This window comes from Flavobacterium panacagri, assembly GCF_030378165.1.
In the GTDB taxonomy this organism is placed as follows: Bacteria; Bacteroidota; Bacteroidia; order Flavobacteriales; family Flavobacteriaceae; genus Flavobacterium; species Flavobacterium panacagri.
In genome coordinates, this window is record NZ_CP119766.1 from 1,734,705 (window position 1) to 1,755,480 (window position 20,776).

Genomic DNA, 20,776 nt, shown 5'->3' on the forward strand with positions numbered 1-20,776 from the left:
TAGAATATAGATTATAGAATATAGATTATAGAATATAGATTATAGAATAAAGAGTGAGGATTTTTAGATCAGGAAACTTTAAACCTGAAACCTGAAACAAAATTTTCACAACAAAATATCAAACAAAAAAACAATGAGTTCAGTATTAAAAACAAACGCTTTAGAGAGTGAAGCGATATACATTTTCAGAGAAGTAATTTCACAGTTTGACAAACCGGTTTTACTTTTCTCAGGAGGAAAAGATTCTATCACATTAGTGCGTTTGGCGCAAAAAGCATTTTTCCCTGCTAAGATTCCGTTTCCTCTTTTGCACGTTGATACAGGACACAATTTCCCTGAAACAATCGCTTTCAGAGATAAATTAGTAGAAGAATTAGGTTTAGAGTTAATCGTTCGTAATGTTCAGGACGCTATTGATGAAGGAAAAGTAGTTGAAGAAACTGGAAAATACTCAAGTAGAAACAGTTTACAGACAACAACACTTTTAGATGCAATTGAAGAATTTAAGTTTGATGCTTGTATTGGTGGAGCACGTCGTGATGAAGAAAAAGCAAGAGCGAAAGAACGTATTTTCTCTGTTCGTGATGATTTCGGACAATGGGACGAAAAAAATCAAAGACCTGAGTTGTTTGATATATTAAATGGAAAAATTGAAAATGGACAAAACGTTCGTGTTTTCCCAATTTCAAACTGGACAGAATTAGATGTTTGGAGTTATATCGAAAAAGAACATATCGAGATTCCATCAATCTATTTTTCACATAAAAGAAAAGTTTTTTTGAGAGACGGTTTAATCTGGTCGCATTCTCCTTTTGTGTACCAGGAAGAAGACGAACAAATCGAAGAAAGAATTGTTCGCTTCAGAACCGTTGGAGATATGAGTTGTACAGCAGCAGTTGAATCTTACGCAGCAACAATCGAAGAAGTAGTTGGAGAAATCAGATCATCAACCATTTCTGAGAGAGGAGCCAGAATCGATGATAAACGTTCTGAAGCGGCGATGGAAAAAAGAAAACAACAGGGATACTTTTAATTCAATTAAAAATAGAGAATTAAAAATTAAAAGTTAGAATCAAGAAAACAAAAACATACAGATTTAAAAGTTTCGAGAGAACATGAAACCTGAAACTTTAAACCTGAAACAATATATAAGATGGACGTTTTAAAAATAGCAACAGCAGGAAGTGTAGATGACGGAAAAAGTACTTTGATCGGGAGATTATTGTACGATACAAAATCATTGACGACTGATAAAATAGAAGCAATCGAAAAAAGCAGTAAACAAAAAGGATACGATTATCTTGATTTTTCTTTGGCAACTGACGGTTTAGTGGCAGAAAGAGAGCAAGGAATCACAATTGATGTTGCACATATATATTTTTCGACTGCAAAGAAAAGTTACATTATTGCCGATACTCCGGGTCACGTTGAATATACAAGAAACATGGTTACAGGAGCTTCAACTTCTCAGGTTTCTATTATTTTAATTGATGCCAGAAAGGGTGTAATTGAGCAAACGTACCGTCACTTTTTTATCAATAATTTATTGAGAGTAAAAGAGGTAATTGTTGCGATTAATAAAATGGATTTAGTTGATTATTCGGAAGAAGTTTTCAATAAAATCAAAGCTGATTTTCAGGCATTAAATGCAAAAAGTACTTTCAAAGAACAAAACGTAAGTTATATTCCGTTAAGCGCAATCAACGGCGGAAACGTAGTTGATAAATCTGAAAACATGCCTTGGTACGATGGACAAACGGTATTGGAACATTTAGAAGGCTTACATGCTTCAGATGTTTTTGAAGCAGGAAAAGCACGTTTCCCAGTTCAAACGGTTATTCGTCCTAAAACAGAAGAATACCACGATTTTAGAGGTTACGCAGGAAAATTATACGGAAACTCAATTAAAGTTGGGGATGCCGTAACAGTTCTTCCTTCTTTAACCGAATCAAAAGTATCTAAAATTCACTTTTTCGATAAAACATTTGATGAAGCTGTTGCAGGTTCTTCAATCACCATCGAATTAGAAAATGACATCAATGTAACAAGAGGTGACATGATTGTAAAATCATCAGAACTTCCAAAAATTGAAAAAGACATTACCACAACAGTTTGCTGGATGGACAGTAAAAAATTGGTTCCAGGAACTAAATATTTGATACAGCATAATACAAACAGAGTTTTAGCAAAAGTAGAAAGCATCAAAAATACAATTGCAACAGATTACTCAGGAACGACAGAAGCTTCACAATTGGCAATCAACGAAATTGGAGAAGTAACAATCAAATTAAGCAAACCGTTATATTTTGATTCATACAACGAAAACAAATCAAACGGAGCTTTCATCTTAATTGATACAGCAACAAACACAACAGCAGGAGTAGGATTCATCAGATAGTTGATGGTTTTTGGTTTTTAGTTGATAGTTCTGCTGTCAACAACCAACTATAAACAACCAACAATAAACTACAAACCAAAGAGAAATGGAAAGTTTTAGAACAGAAATAGAAAATCCGGTAGTTCAGAAGGAGATTATCGAATTAGAAAAAAAGATTCACTTATTCCGTGGAGGAAAAATTGATGATGAGCGTTTTCGTAGTCTTCGTTTAGCGCGTGGAATCTACGGTCAGCGTCAGGAAGGCGTTCAGATGATTCGTATCAAATTGCCGTATGGAAAGGTAACCAGCGAGCAATTAGTGCGTATCACACAAGTTTCTGATGAATATTCTACAGGGCGTTTACATATTACAACACGTCAGGATATCCAGATTCACTATGTGAGTTTGGACAGAACGCCAGAACTTTGGGCAGATTTGGCTAAAGACGATATCACGCTTCGTGAAGCTTGCGGAAACACAGTAAGAAATATTACAGGAAGCGAATTGGCTGGAGTTGACGTAAACGAACCATTTGATGTTTCGCCTTATGCACACGGACTTTTTCAATATTTGTTAAGAAACCCTATTTGTCAGGAAATGGGACGTAAATTCAAAATTTCGTTCTCTTCTTCAGATGAAGATACTGCGTTGAGTTATTTGCACGATTTAGGATTTATTCCGAAAATAAAAGACGGACAAAAAGGTTTCAAAATCATGTTTGGAGGAGGTTTAGGATCTCAGCCAGCGCATGCAGAATTGCTTTCGGAGTTTGTTCCGGTAAACGAAATCATCCCAACAGCAGAAGGAATCATTCGTATTTTTGATAGATACGGAGAGCGCGCAAAGAGAATGAAAGCGCGTATGAAATTCTTAATCAAAGAAATGGGAAGAGATGTTTTCCTTGATTTGGTTGAACAAGAGAAAAAAGCCATCGCTTTTGAAACATACGAAATTGATACAACCGCTTTTGATGGCCCAATTCCAGAGCCGTTATTAGAAGTTCCGCAAGTTACAATCGAAGATACAGAATCGTATGAAGCATGGAAAAATTCGAATGTAATCAAACAGAAGCAAGACGGTTATTATGCTATCGGGATCAAAGTTTTATTAGGAGATTTTTATACAGATAAAGCACGATTATTAGCCAATTTAATTAAGAATTACGGAGCAAATGAATTACGTTTTTCATTGCGTCAAAATATTGTAATACGTCACATAAAAGAAGAGAATTTGCCTTTCTTTTATCAAGAATTAGCGAAGTTGGATTTTGTTCAGCTAGGATATAATTCAGTTGGAGATATTACGGCATGTCCGGGTACTGATACTTGTAATTTGGGGATTGCAAGTAGTACCGGTATTGCAGAAGAATTAGAAAGAGTTTTAACGGCAGAATATCCTCAGTATTTAAACAACCGCGAAATCGAAATTAAAATTTCAGGCTGTATGAATGCCTGCGGACAGCACAATATGTCTGCAATTGGATTCCAAGGAATGTCAATCAACTCAGGAAAACTGGTGGCTCCGGCTTTACAAGTTTTGTTAGGTGGAGGAAGATTAGGAAATGGCGCTGGGCGTTTTGCTGATAAAGTAATCAAAGTACCGAGTCGTAGAGGTCCTGATGCATTGCGTACCATTTTAAATGATTTTGATGCTAACGGAAGCGGACAAAAATTCCTTGATTATTATGATACAAAAGGAGAAAAATATTTCTACGAAATCTTAAAACCGTATGCTGATGTAACCAATTTAACAGAAGCTGATTTTGTGGATTGGGGTAATGCGGATAATTATGTAAAAGCAGTTGGAGTTGGAGAATGTGCCGGAGTAGTGATCGATTTAGTTGCGACATTATTGTTTGAAGCTAAAGAAAAATTGATCTTGGCTCAGGAATCTTTCGATGAGAAAAAATGGTCAGATGCTATTTATTATGCTTACGCAGGATTTGTAAATGGAGCAAAAGCATTGTTATTGGCAGAGAACCAAAAAACAAACCATCACGCGGGAATTGTAGACTTGTTTGATACTGTTTTTATCGACACGAATAAAATCGAATTAAACTCAACTTTTAAAGACTTGGTTTACCAAATCAATAAAAATGAACCATCAGAAGCTTTCGCTAAAGATTACATTGCTCAGGCAGTAGTTTTCTTTGATAAAATCGAAACTTTCAGAGCTCAGGAATTAGAAAATGCTTAATATAAAACCCAAAATAACTTTAGTCGGTGCAGGTCCGGGCGATCCCGATTTACTTACGCTGAAAGCTGTAAAAGCATTGGCTGAAGCAAATGTGGTTTTATACGATGCTTTGTCCAATGAAGAAATTCTGGATTACGCACCAAAAAATGCCATTAGAATTTTTGTTGGAAAAAGAATCGGAAATCATGCTTACACGCAAGATCAAATCAATCAGTTGATTGTAGATAATGCACTGACATACGGAAATGTAGTTCGATTAAAAGGCGGAGATCCATTTATTTTTGGAAGAGGTGGAGAAGAAATTGATTTTGCAGAAAGTTTCGGAATAGAAACTATCGTAGTTCCAGGAATTTCATCAGTTGTTGCCGTTCCTGCAAGTCAGGGAATTTCAATAACAAAACGTGGTGTTTCAGAAAGTTTTTGGGCTATTACAGGAACAACATCGGATAGAAAATTATCTTCAGATATTGCCTTATCGGCGAAATCTTCTGCAACTGTTGTGATTTTGATGGGAATGCACAAATTGCATCAAATCATCGATTTGTTTCAAAAAGAAGATAAAGGAAATTTACCCGTTGCGATCATCCAAAACGGAACAACAGCAGAAGAAAAAGTTGGAGTTGGAACCGTTGATTCGATTTTGGAAGTTGTAAAACAAAAAGAATTAGGTTCACCAGCCATTATCGTTTTAGGTGAAGTTGTTAGGGAAAGCAATAAATTAAAAGGTTTTTACGAAGAATTTCTATCAAAAGAAGAAATTCGTTAGAATTTATATGTTCCGTTAGGAACATTTCATCGGTAGAAAAAAAATGTTTTTCACAGTATAATGTTCCGTTAGGAATATATGATTGACGCTGATTTTGCAACGTCAGGTTTTAACCCGAAGTTTGCATTATTAATTGTTCCGTTAGGAACAACATATTGGTAACATGGAACAAAACGAATTATATCCAATATTTCTAAAGCTTCACAATTTAAATGTACTAATTGTAGGCGGTGGAAATGTAGGTTTAGAGAAACTTTCTTTTTTGCTAAAATCAAGTCCAAATGCAAATGTTGAGGTTGTAGCACCTGATTTTCATTTGGAAATTAAAGTTTTAGCCGAAAAACATCCTTCAATTAAATTGACGGAAAAAAAGTTTAAAAAGAAAATGCTCAAAAAGCGTCACATGGTGATCGCTTGTACAGATAAGCTGGAAGTCAATAAAAAGGTGTATGATTTGGCTAGAAAACGTTATTTGATTTGCAATATAGCCGATACGCCCGATTTATGTGATTATTATTTGGGCGGAATCGTAACAAAAGGAAATGTAAAAATTGCCATTTCGACAAACGGAAAATCGCCAACAACAGCAAAAAGATTACGTGAGTTTTTCGAAGAAGTAATTCCGGAAGACATCAATCAAATGGTTGAGAACCTGAATGAATATCGAAAAACACTTAAAGGTAATTTCGAAGAAAAGGTTAAAAGAATGAATGAGATTACCTCTTCATTGAAAAATAAGGAATTGTAAGAGTTCCGGAGGAACGGTTCATATTGTAGCGTCGGGTTTTTAACCCGATGAACGAATGAGATTAAAAAATAAAGAGTAAAAAAGTTTCGGAAAGAAATTAATGATAAAAATCATTGATAGTACAAGGATTTATTCGTTTCTTTGCGTTATTAAGAATGATTATAAACAACAACCATAATGATTAAAACAGATATACTTATAATTGGAGCAGGCCCAACAGGTTTATTTGCCGTTTTCGAGGCAGGATTATTAAAATTAAAATGCCACATTTTAGATGCTTTGCCTCAGCCAGGAGGACAGCTTTCAGAATTATATCCTAAAAAGCCTATTTATGATATTCCAGGTTTTCCAGAAGTATTAGCCGGAGATTTAGTTGACGGATTAATGGAGCAAATCAAACAATTTGAGCCAGGATTTACATTAGGAGAACGTGCTGAAACCATCGACAAACAAGAAGACGGAAGTTTTATCGTAACATCAAACAAAGGAACTAAATTCCACGCGCCAGTTATTGCAATTGCTGGAGGTTTAGGAAGTTTTGAGCCTCGTAAACCACTTATCGAAGATATCGAGTTTTATGAAGATAAAGGAGTAAAATACTTCATCAAAAATCCAGAGAAATTCAGAGATAAAAGAGTTGTAATTGCAGGAGGAGGAGATTCAGCATTAGACTGGTCAATTTTCTTGGCAAACGTAGCTTCAGAAGTAACTTTAATCCACAGAAGAAACGAATTTAGAGGCGCTTTAGATTCTGTAGAAAAAGTTCAGGAACTAAAATCAGCTGGAAAAATTAAATTAGTTACTCCAGCAGAAGTTATCGGAATCAATGGTGCTGAGCATGTTGAATCATTAGACATCGAAGAAAACGGTGCACACCGTAAAATCGAATGTGATTATTTCATTCCACTTTTCGGATTAACGCCGAAATTAGGTCCAATTGGAGACTGGGGATTAGAAATCGAGAAAAATGCCATTAAAGTAAACAATGCATTAGATTACCAAACCAACATTCCGGGAATCTTCGCTATTGGAGATATCAACACTTACCCAGGAAAATTAAAATTAATCCTTTGCGGATTCCACGAAGCAACTTTAATGTGCCAGGCCGCATACGGAATCATCAATCCAGGTAAAAAATACGTATTAAAATATACAACAGTTTCAGGAGTAGACGGTTTCGACGGAACTCGTAAAGAAGCGCCTAAAGCGGTTGTGAAAGCGATTGTCTAAGTTGCAGAGATTCTAAGTTTCTAAGACACTAAGATTTTTATATACAAAGCTCAAACTTGTTATCAAGTTTGAGCTTTCTTTTTTAGAAAACATAATAAAACATAGCCAGTGGTTTCAACCACTGGAACACAACGAATAGACATATCGCATTACTGCAATATATAAACACAACGCATAATCACAACACGTTTCCCGTGGTTAAAACCACGGGCTATATTTGAAAAACAAAAGTCAAACTTTAAACGTAGCCCATTAGAATCTTAGCATCTCATAACCTAAAAAAAAACGTATCTTTGTAAATATAAATTTTGATTATCATGAATTTAGAGGCTAGAAAATATCAGTTTATTCAAGAGTTGGTTAAGGTAGAAGATGAGCGTGTTTTAGAAAAACTGGAATTGGTTTTGAAAGCAAATCAAAATGATTGGTTTGATGATCTATCAGAATCAGAGAAAGCCGAAATTCAAATTGGACTCGATCAAGCTGAAAGAGGAGAAGTTGTAAGCCACGAAGATGTTATGAAAAGATTTTCGAAATGGCATTAAAATTTATATGGACCAAACAAGCTGTAAAAGGATTTAATAAAGTTGTTGATTATCTGGAAGCAAAATGGACAAAAAAGGAAATTTTAAATCTAGAAAATAAAATCCAGCAAGTAATAAATCAAATCAATCTAAATCCCGATCAATTCCCAAAATCCGAAAAAAATAAGTCACTGTATAAAGCAATTGTAGACAAAAACAATTATTTGGTTTACAGCATTGATAAAGAATCCAATAGTATTGCAATTATCAATTTTAGAGGAACCAAACAAAAACCTAAGCATTAAAACGTTAAAGATTAAGATTTTTATATAAAAATACAAAGCTCAAACTTTTAGTTTGAGCTTTTTTTATTCATCACGAAGAATCCCAGAGGGATGAAATATTTAAAGAAAAAAAATTATTCGTTTGCAAAAGAGCTCCAGCGGAGCGAAATAGATGTCGCTCCGTTGGAGCTTTTGTGTTGTGCTCGTCGTTTTTCTATAAATATTATGCTCTTCCGGATCTAAATCACGCAAAAGATAAAACCTTAGAGCCTTAGCGACTTAGAACCTCAGAACCTTACAAAAAAAACATTTGCAAATCGAAACCCTATTTCATACCTTTGCACTGTTCTTAAAATTATTGTTCGTTATCACGAAAGGCGGAGGGATAGACCCGATGAAACCTTAGCAACCCTTTATCATAAAGAAGGTGCTAAATTCTACTTTATACGACATTTTCCAGTATTAAAGATAGATAACACAAATACATACTCGTATTTCTCAAAACTTTTCTCGATAACATATAATATTTACTGAAACAGATTCTGTATCAGGAGCGAATCATTGGCGTATTTTTGCAGTCAGTAGTTCCCGCTTTACGTTGCAATCATTTTGTCCGCCGCGGCGGACAAAATAATTTCCACTTCAATCGGGGCTAATGAGCCAGCAATAGTGCACTTTTGGAATTAATGTGAAAAATATCGAAGACTAAACCCGTCAGGTTTTAAAAACCTGTCGGGTTTAAATAGAGTCTTCAAAATTAAAAATAAAAAAAAGCTTGGCGCCTTAGCGTCTTAGTGGCAAAAAAATATGGCAATTACGATACAAGAAGCAATAAAAAAAAATATCCTAATCCTTGACGGAGCAATGGGAACAATGTTGCAACGCTATAATTTCTCGGAAGAAGATTTCAGAGGAGAGCGTTTCAAAGATTTCCCACATCCGTTAAAAGGGAACAATGATTTACTATCCCTAACACAACCACAAGCAATCCGCGATGTGCACGCCGCTTATTATGAAGCCGGCGCAGACATCGTAGAAACCAATACCTTCTCAGGAACGACAATCGGTATGGCCGATTATCACATGGAAGATTTGGTTTACGAGTTAAACTACGAATCGGCAAAAATCGCAAGACAAGTAGCCGATGAGTTTACCGCAAAAAATCCGGAAAAACCACGTTTCGTAGCTGGTTCAATTGGGCCGACAAACCGTACAGCAAGTATGTCACCAGACGTAAACGATCCAGGTTACAGAGCCGTAACGTTCGATGATTTACGAATTGCGTACAAACAACAAGCAGAAGCTTTAATGGACGGTGGTTGTGATTTACTTTTAGTAGAAACGATTTTCGATACTTTAAATGCAAAAGCTGCGCTTTTTGCGATTGAAGAAGTAAAAGAAGAACGTAATCTTGATATTCCAATTATGGTTTCAGGAACAATTACAGATGCTTCTGGAAGAACACTTTCTGGGCAAACTGTTGAAGCGTTTCTGATTTCAGTTTCTCATATTCCGTTATTAAGTGTAGGTTTCAATTGTGCGCTTGGAGCTGATTTGTTGAAACCGTATTTAAAAACATTAGCGCATAACACAAGTTTTAATGTTTCGGCGCATCCAAACGCAGGATTGCCAAATGCTTTCGGACAATATGATGAAACGCCAGAACAAACTCAAGCCTTCATTAAAGAATATTTAGATGATAATTTAATAAATATCATCGGAGGTTGTTGCGGAACAACTCCAGATCATATTCGATTAATGGCTGAGGTTGCGAAAGATTATAAGCCTAGAGTGGCGCCGGTAATTGCATAAATATTTCCGTTTCCTGCAAGGTTTTTAAAACCTTGTAGGTATGATTTTAAGAAAAAATAAAGTTCAATTTGAGAGAATACAAATTTTATAAGAAAAAGAAAGTATGGAGAATAAGAGGGTTCATTATATTTTAATACCAATTTTGTTATTATTACTTGGTATATATTCTTATAAAAAGTTGAATAACAATGAAGAAATTCAAGAAAAACCAGCAGTTGAGATATTAGGGCCAAAGGATGCAAAAACTGAAATAAAAACAAAACTTGAAACTTCAGATTCCATAGTTCAAATAGGGAATTGTTATTCATATGAACAAGATGGCAATTATTATGGAGTAATTGTGATTAAATATGAAGATGATGATTTATTGACAGTTGGTATCTTAGAAGAGGTTAAGCAACAAGAGTTGAAGATTATAGATTTTGAAAAAGGAAACTTAATGTGTGCCAAAACTGAATTGCTTGTAGGGAATCCAGTTAAGGGACTATGGACTGGATTTTTTTTTAAGGACGATTTAAAAGTTTTTAAATCGAATTTCAAGTATGTTGGAAAGATAAAATTAAATGAGACAGAAATTGACGTTAACGGTGGAGGAACTTTAATTTCTTCCTCAGAAGTAAATGTAGAAGATTTACATAATTCGAAGATGTTGAAAGGTATTTCTAGATACAGAGAGCCAATGGAAAAATATATTGAATAATTCGGTTCTCTTATGAAACCGAGTTTGCGTGAGGGATAGTAGTGAAAAGCCCACAGCCTGACGAAGGAAGAGCGAGGACTTGTAACGGATAGCCCGACCCGGAGGGACACGCCCAAAATAATAAACATAAATACCTACAAGGTTTTAAAAACCTCGCAGGAAAGAAGATAGAATAAAAAAACTCAGAATCTAAGCATCTTAGAATCTCAGTAACTTTAAAAAGAAATGACAGAAAAAAGAAGAGACCTTGTATTATCAGGATTAGAACCGTTGATTATTACGCCCGAAAGTGTTTTCGTGAATGTTGGCGAGCGTACGAATGTAACAGGTTCGAGAAAATTCTTGAGATTAATCAAGGAAGAGAAATATGATGAGGCGCTTGATATTGCAAGACAACAGGTAGAAGGAGGAGCGCAGATTATCGATATTAATATGGATGAAGGAATGCTTGACGGTGTTACTGCAATGACTAAATTTTTGAATTTAATTGCTGCAGAACCCGACATTTCGAGAGTGCCGATTATGATCGACAGTTCGAAATGGGAAATCATTGAAGCAGGTCTGAAAGTAGTACAAGGAAAAAGCGTTGTAAACTCAATTTCGTTAAAAGAAGGTGAAGAAGCTTTTATTCATCACGCTAGATTAATCAAACGTTACGGAGCGGCGGCAATTATCATGGCTTTTGATGAAGTTGGTCAGGCGGATAATTATGATCGCCGAGTGGAGATTTGTCAGCGTTCGTATGATATTTTGGTGAACAAAGTAGGGTTTCCTCCGCAGGATATTATTTTCGATTTGAATATTTTCCCGGTTGCAACGGGAATGGAAGAACATCGTTTGAATGCTTTGGACTTCTTTAGAGGAACAAAATGGGTTCGTGAAAATCTTCCGCATGCGCATATCAGTGGTGGAGTGAGTAACGTTTCGTTTTCTTTTAGAGGAAACGATACGGTTCGTGAAGCGATGCACTCGGTGTTTTTATACCACGCAATTAAAAACGGAATGACGATGGGAATCGTAAATCCAGAAATGTTGACGATTTACGATGATATTCCGAAAGATTTATTAGAACACGTTGAAGATGTAATTTTAGATAGACGAGACGATGCGACAGAACGACTTTTGGATTTTGCAGAAAATGTAAAAGGCGAAGCAAAGAGCGATGAAAAAGTAGTTCAGGAATGGCGTTTTGGAACTGTTCAGGAGCGTATCACACATTCGTTAGTAAAAGGAATTGATGCTTTTATTGAAGAAGATGTTGAAGAAGCACGTTTGGCAGCGACAAAACCAATTGAAGTTATCGAAATCAATTTGATGACGGGAATGAATGTCGTTGGAGATTTATTCGGAAGCGGAAAAATGTTCCTGCCTCAGGTTGTAAAATCGGCTCGTGTAATGAAAAAAGCGGTGGCTTATTTATTACCATTTATTGAAGCGAGCAAACAAGCGGGAGATAAACAAGGAAACGGAAAAATCTTGATGGCAACCGTAAAAGGCGACGTTCACGATATTGGTAAAAACATCGTTTCGGTGGTTTTGGCTTGTAACAATTACGAGATTGTAGATCTTGGTGTTATGGTGCCTCCAGAAAAAATTATTTCGGCTGCGATTGAGCATAATGTAGATATCATCGGATTAAGCGGATTGATCACGCCTTCGCTTGACGAAATGGTGTATTTGGCCAAAGAATTAGACAAACAAGGAATTAAAATCCCGATTATGATTGGAGGGGCAACGACTTCGCGTGCGCATACAGCCGTGAAAATTGCGCCTCAATACAGAGAAACTGTAATTCACGTTAACGATGCTTCGAGAGCAGTTACCGTTGCAGGAAACTTGTTAGATCATAATAGAAAAATATATGCGGCAGATATTCGTGCAGAATATGATTCTTTTAGAGAAACATTTTTAAATCGTTCGAGAGATAAAAACTTCCTGACGATTGAAGATGCCCGTAAAAATAAATTGCCATTGGATTGGTCGGAATATACGCCAACTAAACCAAAAGTAATTGGCAAACAAATTGTCGAAGTTGAATTGGATGTTTTGGTTCCGTATATCGACTGGACGCCATTTTTTCAGACTTGGGAATTGTACGGAAAATATCCTGCAATTTTAACGGATGAGGTTGTGGGAGAACAAGCTACATCTGTTTTTAACGATGCTCAGGCGATGTTGAAAGTAATTCTAGAAGAGAAAAAACTAAAAGCAAAAGGTATTTACGGAATTTTCCCTGCGAATCAGGTTGACGACGACGATATCGAATTGCGTGATGAAAACGGAAAAGTTTTAGAGAAATTTTTAACGCTTCGTCAGCAGTCACAAAAAACAAAAGGCGCTCCAAACATTGCTTTGGCCGATTTTATTCTGCCAAAAGACAGTGGTGTAACTGATTATATGGGAGCTTTCTGTGTAACAACCGGTTTTGGTGTTGACGAATGGGCAGCGGAATACGAAAAAAATCTAGACGATTACAATTCGATTATGGTGAAAGCGCTTGCCGATCGTTTTGCTGAGGCTTTCGCCGAATATCTTCACGAGAGAGTTCGTAAAGATTTCTGGGGTTATGACAGCGAAGAATCGTTAACCAACGAAGAATTGATTAAAGAAAATTATAAAGGAATTCGTCCGGCTCCAGGTTATCCTGCTTGTCCAGATCACTTGGAAAAACCAACGATTTGGAAGCTTTTAAATGTAGCTGAAGAAATAGGAGTAACGCTGACAGAAAGCATGGCGATGTGGCCAGCTTCATCAGTTTCAGGATATTATTTCGGAAACCCAAAAAGCCGCTATTTCGGACTCGGAAAAATAAAAGAAGATCAGGTTGTAGATTACGCCAAACGACGCAATGTTCCAACGGATTATGCTATGAAATGGTTAAACCCTAATATAGCAGATTAACAAAAAAGGTTATTATAGTTTCAAGTTTCAGGTTTCAAGTTCTCTACGGCAACTTGAAACCTTAGACCTGAAACTTGAAACAAAAAACAAATAATGAAAGTAACAGAACATATAGAAAACGCCAAAGGAAAAACATTATTCTCATTTGAAATTATTCCGCCTCAAAAGGGGAAGAGCATTCAGGAATTATACGATAATATTGATCCGTTAATGGAATTTAATCCACCATTTATTGATGTAACGACTTCTCGTGAAGAATATATTTACATTGATAAAGGTAACGGACTTTTGGATAAGAAATTAACTCGTATGCGTCCGGGAACGCTTGGAATTTGCGCTTCTATAAAACATAAATACAATGTAGATACTGTTCCTCATTTGCTTTGCGGTGGTTTTACTAAAGAGGAAACCGAATACATGCTGGTTGACTGTCATTATTTAGGAATCAACAACGTAATGGCGCTTCGCGGAGATGCAATGAAAGACGAACAATCTTTTGTGCCAAAAGCAGGGGGAAATCATTATGCAATTGATTTGGTAAAACAAATTAAAGATTTAAACTGCGGGCAATACCTTCACGAAGTAATCGATGCTGATAACAAAGCAGATTTCTGTATTGGAGTTGCAGGTTATCCGGAAAAACATTTAGAATCACCATCTTTACAATCGGATTTAAAAAGATTAAAAGAAAAAGTAGACGCAGGAGCAGATTATGTCGTAACACAAATGTTTTTTGACAACTCTAAATATTTTGCCTTTGTAGAAAAAGCAAGAGAAATGGGCATCACCATTCCAATTATTCCTGGAATTAAACCAATCGCCGTTCAAAGACATTTACAAGTTTTACCGCAGATTTTCAGAATCGATTTACCTGAAGATTTAATCGATGCTGTAGATAAATGCAAAAATAACGCTGAAATTAAACAAGTCGGAATCGAATGGGCGATTCAGCAATCATTAGAATTAAAAGCCGCTGGAGTTCCGTTTTTACACTATTATTCAATGGGTAAATCTGAGAATATCCGCCAGATTGCTAGTCAGGTTTTTTAAAGATTTTCTACATGAAACTTTGTCAAAGTTTTAAACTTTGACAAAGTTGTTGAGAATTAAGAAGGCAGTCTTGGAATTTGGAATTTTTAAGTTTTGGAATTTAAATTTTTACACCATGAAACAAGAAGAACTACAAGCCATAGCCTCTCAATTGAAACATCCATCGGGAGAAAAAGGAATTGAAATGGGCAATATGATGAACGAAACCAACATCAATATGACCAAACATTCGATTCAGAATCTAAATATTTCAAACGAAAACAGAATTCTAGAACTCGGACATGGCAACGCAGGTCACGTTGAATTTTTGTTTGAACAAGCGGAAAAACTAAAATACTACGGGCTGGAAATGTCGGAACTGATGTTTCAGGAAGCACGCCAGATCAATCGAAATTTTGTTTCTCAAAAACAAGCTTTCTTTTCACTTTATGATGGAAATACTATTCCGTTTGAAGCTGAATTATTTGATAAAATATTTACAGTAAATACGATTTATTTCTGGCAGAAACCTGAAGAATTACTTTCAGAAATCTACAGGGTTTTAAAACCAAATGGAAATTTCTGTCTGACTTTTGCGGAAGAAGATTTCATGAAAAAACTGCCTTTTACACAATTCGAATTTGAATTGTACAGTACAGAAAAAGCGCAGGAATTAATTAAAAAATCAGATTTTAAAATCGTGTATAAAGAAACACAGACAGAACAAGTAAAAAGCAAAACCGGCGAATTGGTTGACAGAGCTTTTACGACTATTGTTCTGGAGAAGTAGTTGAGATTTTTAAATACATAGAAACATAGATTTTTTTAATTTTAGTGAAAAAGAATTAAAAGTAAAATACATTTTCACATATAGTCTATGTTTGTTTAAATAAGTGAAACGCCTTTATAGACAAAGGGAACTATGTTTCTATGTGTTTAAAAAATATAGATATTGCTGAATTCTAAATCCTTGTAGCATTATGGAAGTTAAGAAAATCAATTTTTTGCAGAATTACAGCAGTATTTTATGGCTTCTTGGCGGAATTATAATTGGAAGTATTTTCGGATTGGTGTTTGGAGAAGATGTTTTGATTATAAAACCGCTTGGCGATATATTCCTAAATTTACTTTTTACAGCGATTATTCCTCTTATCTTTTTTACAATTGGTTCTTCGATTGCTAATTTGGAAAGAACAGAAAAACTAGGAAAATTGTTTGTTATCATGTTGTTGGTTTTTCTCGGTACAATTCTGATTTCGGCAATTGTGATGATTTGTGCCGTTTATCTTTTTCCAATTCATGAAGATATTGCTATTGCCAAGGTTCCCTTTGAAGAAGTAACCTCAGGATCAGCTGGAGATCAAATTGCAAAACTGCTTACAGCCAATGATTTCTTCGAATTATTATCTCGAAAAAGCATGTTAGCATTGATTATTTTTTCTTTTTTGGTGGGTTTTGCCACATTACAATCGGGAGAAAAAGGAAGTGCTTTTAAGAGTTTCTTAGATTCAGGAAACGAAGTGATGAAACAGCTTTTGAACATCATCATGAAGTTTGCGCCAATTGGTTTAGGAGCTTATTTTGCTTATCAGGTTGGGATTTTTGGGCCACAATTACTGGGAGTTTATGCAAAACCAATGGCGGTTTATTATGGCACCTGCATTTTCTATTTCTTTGTGTTCTTTAGTTTATATGCATTTGTGGCTGGCGGAAAAAGAGCTTTTAAAGTTTTTTGGAGCAATAATATAACTCCGTCGTTAACTGCAGTTGGAACTTGCAGCAGTATTGCCACAATTCCTGCGAATTTGGGAGCAGCAGAAAAAATGGGAATTCCTGCGCATGTTCGTAATTTGGTAATTCCGCTTGGAGCGCCTCTGCATAAAGATGGTTCAAGTATGTCATCCATCTTAAAAATAACTTTTTTGTTTGCCATGTTTGGAAAAGATTTTTCAGATCCGATGACGATTCTTTTGGCACTCGGAATTACTGTAATAGTTTCTATTGTTGAAGGCGGAATACCAAATGGCGGTTATATTGGAGAAATTCTAGCCATAACAGTTTATGGTTTTCCGATGGAACAAGCACTTCCGGTTGCCATGATTCTCGGAACTTTAGTTGATCCAATTGCGACATTATTAAATGCCAACGGAGATGTAATCTGTTCTATGATGGTCTCTAGATTTTCAGAGAAAACCAAATGGTAGTTTTTCTATAAAATTTTAATTCTTTAAAAAATACTAAAAAACAACTTGTCTCATGTTGAATGGCTTCTACCGAGGTTTCGGTACGCTCAGCCTGACAACTCGAAGATTAAATAATCTATACTATGAATTCAATATTACAACACGACCTACACAATTTTGAAAATATCTTAGAAAAGGCAAAACGAGAAGGAATAGATTTCCTGAATAATCTGGAGAATATACCAACTTCAAACAAGAATACAATTGATGCAAAACGCAGTTTGAATGAATTAGGCGTAGGTTCTGAAGAAGCTTTAAAAGAGTTTAAAGAACGATTGGCACCTTTACTAGTTTCGTCTCCTGGGCCACGTTATTGGGGATTTGTAACTGGCGGTTCAACTCCAGCTTCTATTGTTGGCGATTGGCTGGCATCGGTTTATGATCAAAATACACAATCGGTAACATCGCAGGGCGGGAATTCGGCTTTAATAGAGTTTGAAACTATTAATTTATTACTCCAACTATTAGAACTTCCCAATTCCTTCTTAGGCGGATTTGTAACGGGAGCAACTATGTCCAATTTTACCAGTTTGGCAGTTGCCAGACAATGGTTTGGAAAACAGTTTGGAAAGGATTTTGCTAAAAACGGAATTTCTGAAACCATTAATATTCTAACGGCAACTCCGCATTCTTCTTCTCTAAAATCATTATCGATGTTAGGAATCGGAAGCCAGAATTATACAGTTGTAAAAACAATTGAAGGAAATCGTGAAGCTTTGGATATTGCAGATTTAGAAGAAAAAATCAAAGCTTTAAATAGAAAACCTTTTATTCTAATTTCGAGTGCTGGGACTGTAAATACAGCAGATTTTGATGATTTTGAAGCGATTGTAAAATTAAAAGAAAAATACAATTTCTGGTGGCATATTGATGGGGCTTTTGGAGGATTTGCTGCGGTTTCTGAGAAATACAAACATTTTGTAAAAGGTTGGGAAGGAGCAGACAGTATTACGATTGATTGTCATAAATGGTTAAACGTGCCTTATGAAAGTGCTTTTTATTTGATTAAAAAAGAACACATCAATCTGCAGATTGAAACGTTTCAAAACTCAAATGCTCCCTATCTAGGAAATGCTTTGGAGAATTTTAATTATCTGAATGTGGTTCCGGAGAATTCACGTCGTTTGAGAGCATTGCCCGTTTGGTTTTCGTTAGTAGCTTATGGAAAAGAAGGTTTTCAGGATTTAATTGAAAAAAGTACATTATTAGCACTTCGTTTTGGAAATGCATTGGTTGATGATGGTAGATTTGAACTTTTGGCTCCAATCAGACTAAACAATGTATGTTTTACTTTAAAAGGAAATGAAAATCAGGATAAAGTAAATGACTTTCTGGTAAAATTAAATGATACTGGAAAAGTGTTTATGACGCCAACTTTTTACCAGAATAAAAAAGGCATACGCGCTTCATTTGTAAACTGGAGAACCACTGAAGAAGATATTAAGATTGTAATGGAAGAAATGAAGAATATTATTGATGATAATTTCTAAAATATAGAAGAGCCTGTTTGAAGGAACAGGCTCTTAACTAACACAAAAAAAAACAAAAAACAAGGTATTTAAAGAACGAAACTTTTATATACGGTATGTAAATGCAATTGTCGCAATACGATTGTCGAGGTCATATCTTTTATCAATGCTCGTCTGCGCAACTACAGATTTGATGTAGAAATTATTGGTATTGAAAACATCAGTAAAATTCAGTTTGATGTTTCCTTTTTTAGCTAAAACTTGTTTCGAAATTCCGATGCTGAAATCAAAGAAACCATCTCGCTGGTAAACACCCAGATTAGATTTAGATTGATACTGTGCATTTCCTTCGGCTTTCCAAGTATCGGTAATGGTAAACGAGTTCTGTACGCTAATATTTAAAGTCATGATCGGATCAATGGTGGAACTGTTTAAGACATTCCCCGCAAATTTGTTCTCAAAAACATTAAATAAAATATTTACAGACCACCATTTATTTAATTCGGTAGTATTGGTAATGTTTACTCCGTAATTATAAGACTTGTCAACATTGATTTGAGTCGTAATTGTCGTATTAGTGTCTGGGTTATAATTATAAACTTCTGTGAAAACATCTTTTGTACTATTGAAATAAACCGAAGCCATAAAATTACTTTTCCAGGCGTAACCAATTTCCATTGCATGTGTAATCTCAGGAATCAAATTAGGATTTCCCTGTGAATAATTGAAGGAATCATCATAGAAACGGAACGGATTTAAATCAAACTGACTTGGTCTGTTGATTCTTTTGCTGTAAGAAGCGTGAGCAGAATGATTACTTGTAAATTCATATTTTAAAGAAAGGCTTGGAAACCATTTTAAATAATCATCTTTATGCTGTTCATTTAATGTTTTCTGATCAATATCGATTGCCGTGTATTCAGTTCTTAAACCAGCTTGAATGTTTAATTTTTCTAACTGATATTTGTAATTCGCGTAAGCAGCATAAATCTGCTCATTATATTCAAAATGATTGGTCGAATTAAAATCGATTAACCATTGATTGTTATCGTAATATTCGTAAACAGAAGGATTATCGTTATTTTTAATGCTGGCTTTGAAACCCCATTCTAGAGATTGTTTTTCTTTAAACGGATTTACAAAATCAACTTTTCCAGTAAAAACCTTTAATTGAGAAGGAATATAACCACGACGATCGTTTACAGTCGTTGCATTAGCTGTATTATTGGCACTTTGAAATTGGTTCGATCTAAATTTTGAAGTTTCATATTCAAAATCAAAAGTCATGTTTTTTCCCTCGGTATTAAATTTATGTACGCCAGAAAAAGCATAAGTATAGTCAAACCATTTTTCTTTGCTGTCATTATAAGTCAATGCGTCAAAAATAGGTTGATTGGCTGTGTTTACAACCGTATTTGTCCCGTTAGCCATATTTTGATAACGTCCAATTTTGGCATCAACATAAACCTCTAAATTGGTTTTAGGAGAAACTTCATACTGTGTTCCAATTTTGAAATTGTTAGAAGTCAAAGGCTCATCTGTAATGGATGTCTGATGATTTTTGCTGGCAATTTCTTGACGCGTCTGATCTGTAAATTGAACTTGATTAAACTCTTTATGTTCTTCTTCGCCTCGGAAAGTATAACTGTAGTTTCCAAAAACGCCCCATTTATCTTTATTATAATTTAAGTTGAAACCAGAATTGGTTCTGTTTTTTCGACCTCTTCCATAACTAGTAAAAACTGTTCCTTTTAAGCCTGAAGCATTAGGTTTCTTTAAAATAATATTGATTATTCCTGCTTTTCCCGCGGCATCATATTTAGAAGAAGGATTTGTAATAACTTCAATCTGTTTAATATTAGATGAGGTAGTTGCTTTTAAATAATTAGCCAACTCTTTCTGTGAAAGCTGTGTCAGTTTACCGTTTATCATCACGGCAACACCTTGCTGTCCGCGAATAGATAAATCGCCATCCTGAGACACCACAACGCCAGGCGCACGTGATAATACGTCAAGCGCGGTGCCGCCTTCAGACACGATGCTGTTTTCTACGTTAAAAACGAGACGGTCTGACTTCTGTGTGTATAAAACTTTCTTTTTGCTAATCACAATTTCATCTAATGCGTTTATAGTGGTTTCAACAATACTGTCATTTTTTTCTTTTTCTTGAGAAAATCCATATACCGAAAAAGCAAGCATTATGGAGGTTATGATATTTTTCATTTTGTTTGAATTTTGGCATTTTCTAAACCATGATTTAGAAAACAATCTTTTTAAGTTTTTTGAATTAGAAGTTTATTGTAATACAATTTTTTCCAATTGATTTGAAAACTTTTCTTGAAGATTTGACGCGTAAATTAAAACAGGCGAAATATTTTTTTTAAAGGTTTGGAGTAGATGTAACATACTTGTGGCATTTATATTTTGATTTGCCAAAGATATAACTATTTATAATAAGTCTAAATAAAAATAGAATTAATTTTATTCTTTTTACTA

Annotated in this window: 16 protein-coding genes and 1 riboswitch; of the genes, 15 read left to right on the forward strand and 1 reads right to left on the reverse strand. The window is 35.2% G+C overall.

Annotated elements, in window-relative coordinates; genetic code table 11:
* Positions 1-133: 133 nt before the first annotated feature.
* The 15 genes from cysD (at position 134) to P2W65_RS07950 (ending at position 18,301) form a co-directional block, all read left to right on the forward strand.
* Positions 134-1,033, forward strand: a complete 900-nt coding sequence (gene cysD, locus P2W65_RS07880) for a sulfate adenylyltransferase subunit CysD (RefSeq protein WP_017497285.1) — start codon at positions 134-136, stop codon at positions 1,031-1,033.
* A 120-nt stretch (positions 1,034-1,153) separates the two neighbouring features.
* Entirely contained in the window at positions 1,154-2,398 is a 1,245-nt protein-coding gene (locus P2W65_RS07885; protein WP_289664717.1) for a sulfate adenylyltransferase subunit 1, read from the forward strand.
* Positions 2,399-2,483: 85 nt separating this feature from the next.
* Positions 2,484-4,574 (forward strand): ferredoxin-like domain-containing protein, encoded by a 2,091-nt coding sequence (locus tag P2W65_RS07890; RefSeq protein WP_289664718.1) that lies wholly within the window; start codon positions 2,484-2,486, stop codon positions 4,572-4,574.
* Complete coding sequence (gene cobA / locus P2W65_RS07895; protein ID WP_289664719.1) at positions 4,567-5,340, forward strand: uroporphyrinogen-III C-methyltransferase; 774 nt, start codon at positions 4,567-4,569, stop codon at positions 5,338-5,340. Before P2W65_RS07890 ends, cobA begins: the two co-directional genes overlap by 8 nt.
* A 163-nt stretch (positions 5,341-5,503) precedes the next feature.
* Positions 5,504-6,088, forward strand: a complete 585-nt coding sequence (locus tag P2W65_RS07900) for a precorrin-2 dehydrogenase/sirohydrochlorin ferrochelatase family protein (protein WP_289664722.1) — start codon at positions 5,504-5,506, stop codon at positions 6,086-6,088.
* Between the two features lie 177 nt (positions 6,089-6,265).
* Positions 6,266-7,318, forward strand: coding sequence for an NAD(P)/FAD-dependent oxidoreductase (locus P2W65_RS07905; protein ID WP_035645583.1), 1,053 nt, complete (start codon positions 6,266-6,268; stop codon positions 7,316-7,318).
* Positions 7,319-7,635: 317 nt separating this feature from the next.
* The gene (locus P2W65_RS07910; protein ID WP_289664725.1) at positions 7,636-7,863 is read left to right on the forward strand and encodes a hypothetical protein; all 228 of its coding nucleotides are present in this window, start codon (positions 7,636-7,638) and stop codon (positions 7,861-7,863) included.
* Positions 7,854-8,147: a type II toxin-antitoxin system RelE/ParE family toxin gene (locus P2W65_RS07915; protein ID WP_289664727.1), complete on the forward strand. Its 294-nt coding sequence runs from the start codon at positions 7,854-7,856 to the stop codon at positions 8,145-8,147. The genes P2W65_RS07910 and P2W65_RS07915 overlap by 10 nt, the downstream gene beginning before the upstream one ends.
* A 341-nt stretch (positions 8,148-8,488) precedes the next feature.
* Positions 8,489-8,605: riboswitch (SAM riboswitch) on the forward strand.
* Between the two features lie 328 nt (positions 8,606-8,933).
* On the forward strand, positions 8,934-9,938 hold the full coding sequence (locus P2W65_RS07920) for a homocysteine S-methyltransferase family protein (RefSeq protein ID WP_289664729.1): 1,005 nt from the start codon (positions 8,934-8,936) through the stop codon (positions 9,936-9,938).
* A gap of 103 nt (positions 9,939-10,041) precedes the next feature.
* Complete coding sequence (locus P2W65_RS07925) at positions 10,042-10,638, forward strand: hypothetical protein (protein ID WP_289664730.1); 597 nt, start codon at positions 10,042-10,044, stop codon at positions 10,636-10,638.
* Between the two features lie 225 nt (positions 10,639-10,863).
* Entirely contained in the window at positions 10,864-13,539 is a 2,676-nt protein-coding gene (gene metH / locus P2W65_RS07930; RefSeq protein ID WP_289664732.1) for a methionine synthase, read from the forward strand.
* A 93-nt stretch (positions 13,540-13,632) separates the two neighbouring features.
* A complete protein-coding gene (metF, locus tag P2W65_RS07935; RefSeq protein WP_179003207.1) occupies positions 13,633-14,589 on the forward strand; it encodes a methylenetetrahydrofolate reductase [NAD(P)H] in 957 nt (318 codons plus the stop codon).
* Between the two features lie 115 nt (positions 14,590-14,704).
* Positions 14,705-15,358 (forward strand): class I SAM-dependent methyltransferase, encoded by a 654-nt coding sequence (locus tag P2W65_RS07940; RefSeq protein WP_289664733.1) that lies wholly within the window; start codon positions 14,705-14,707, stop codon positions 15,356-15,358.
* Between the two features lie 190 nt (positions 15,359-15,548).
* Positions 15,549-16,772, forward strand: a complete 1,224-nt coding sequence (locus P2W65_RS07945) for a dicarboxylate/amino acid:cation symporter (protein ID WP_289664734.1) — start codon at positions 15,549-15,551, stop codon at positions 16,770-16,772.
* Positions 16,773-16,894: 122 nt separating this feature from the next.
* Positions 16,895-18,301 (forward strand): pyridoxal phosphate-dependent decarboxylase family protein, encoded by a 1,407-nt coding sequence (locus tag P2W65_RS07950; RefSeq protein WP_289664736.1) that lies wholly within the window; start codon positions 16,895-16,897, stop codon positions 18,299-18,301.
* An 84-nt stretch (positions 18,302-18,385) separates the two neighbouring features.
* On the opposite strand, the gene P2W65_RS07955 is transcribed toward P2W65_RS07950, so the two are convergent.
* A complete protein-coding gene (locus P2W65_RS07955; RefSeq protein WP_289664738.1) occupies positions 18,386-20,503 on the reverse strand; it encodes an outer membrane beta-barrel family protein in 2,118 nt (705 codons plus the stop codon).
* Positions 20,504-20,776: the final 273 nt, after the last annotated feature.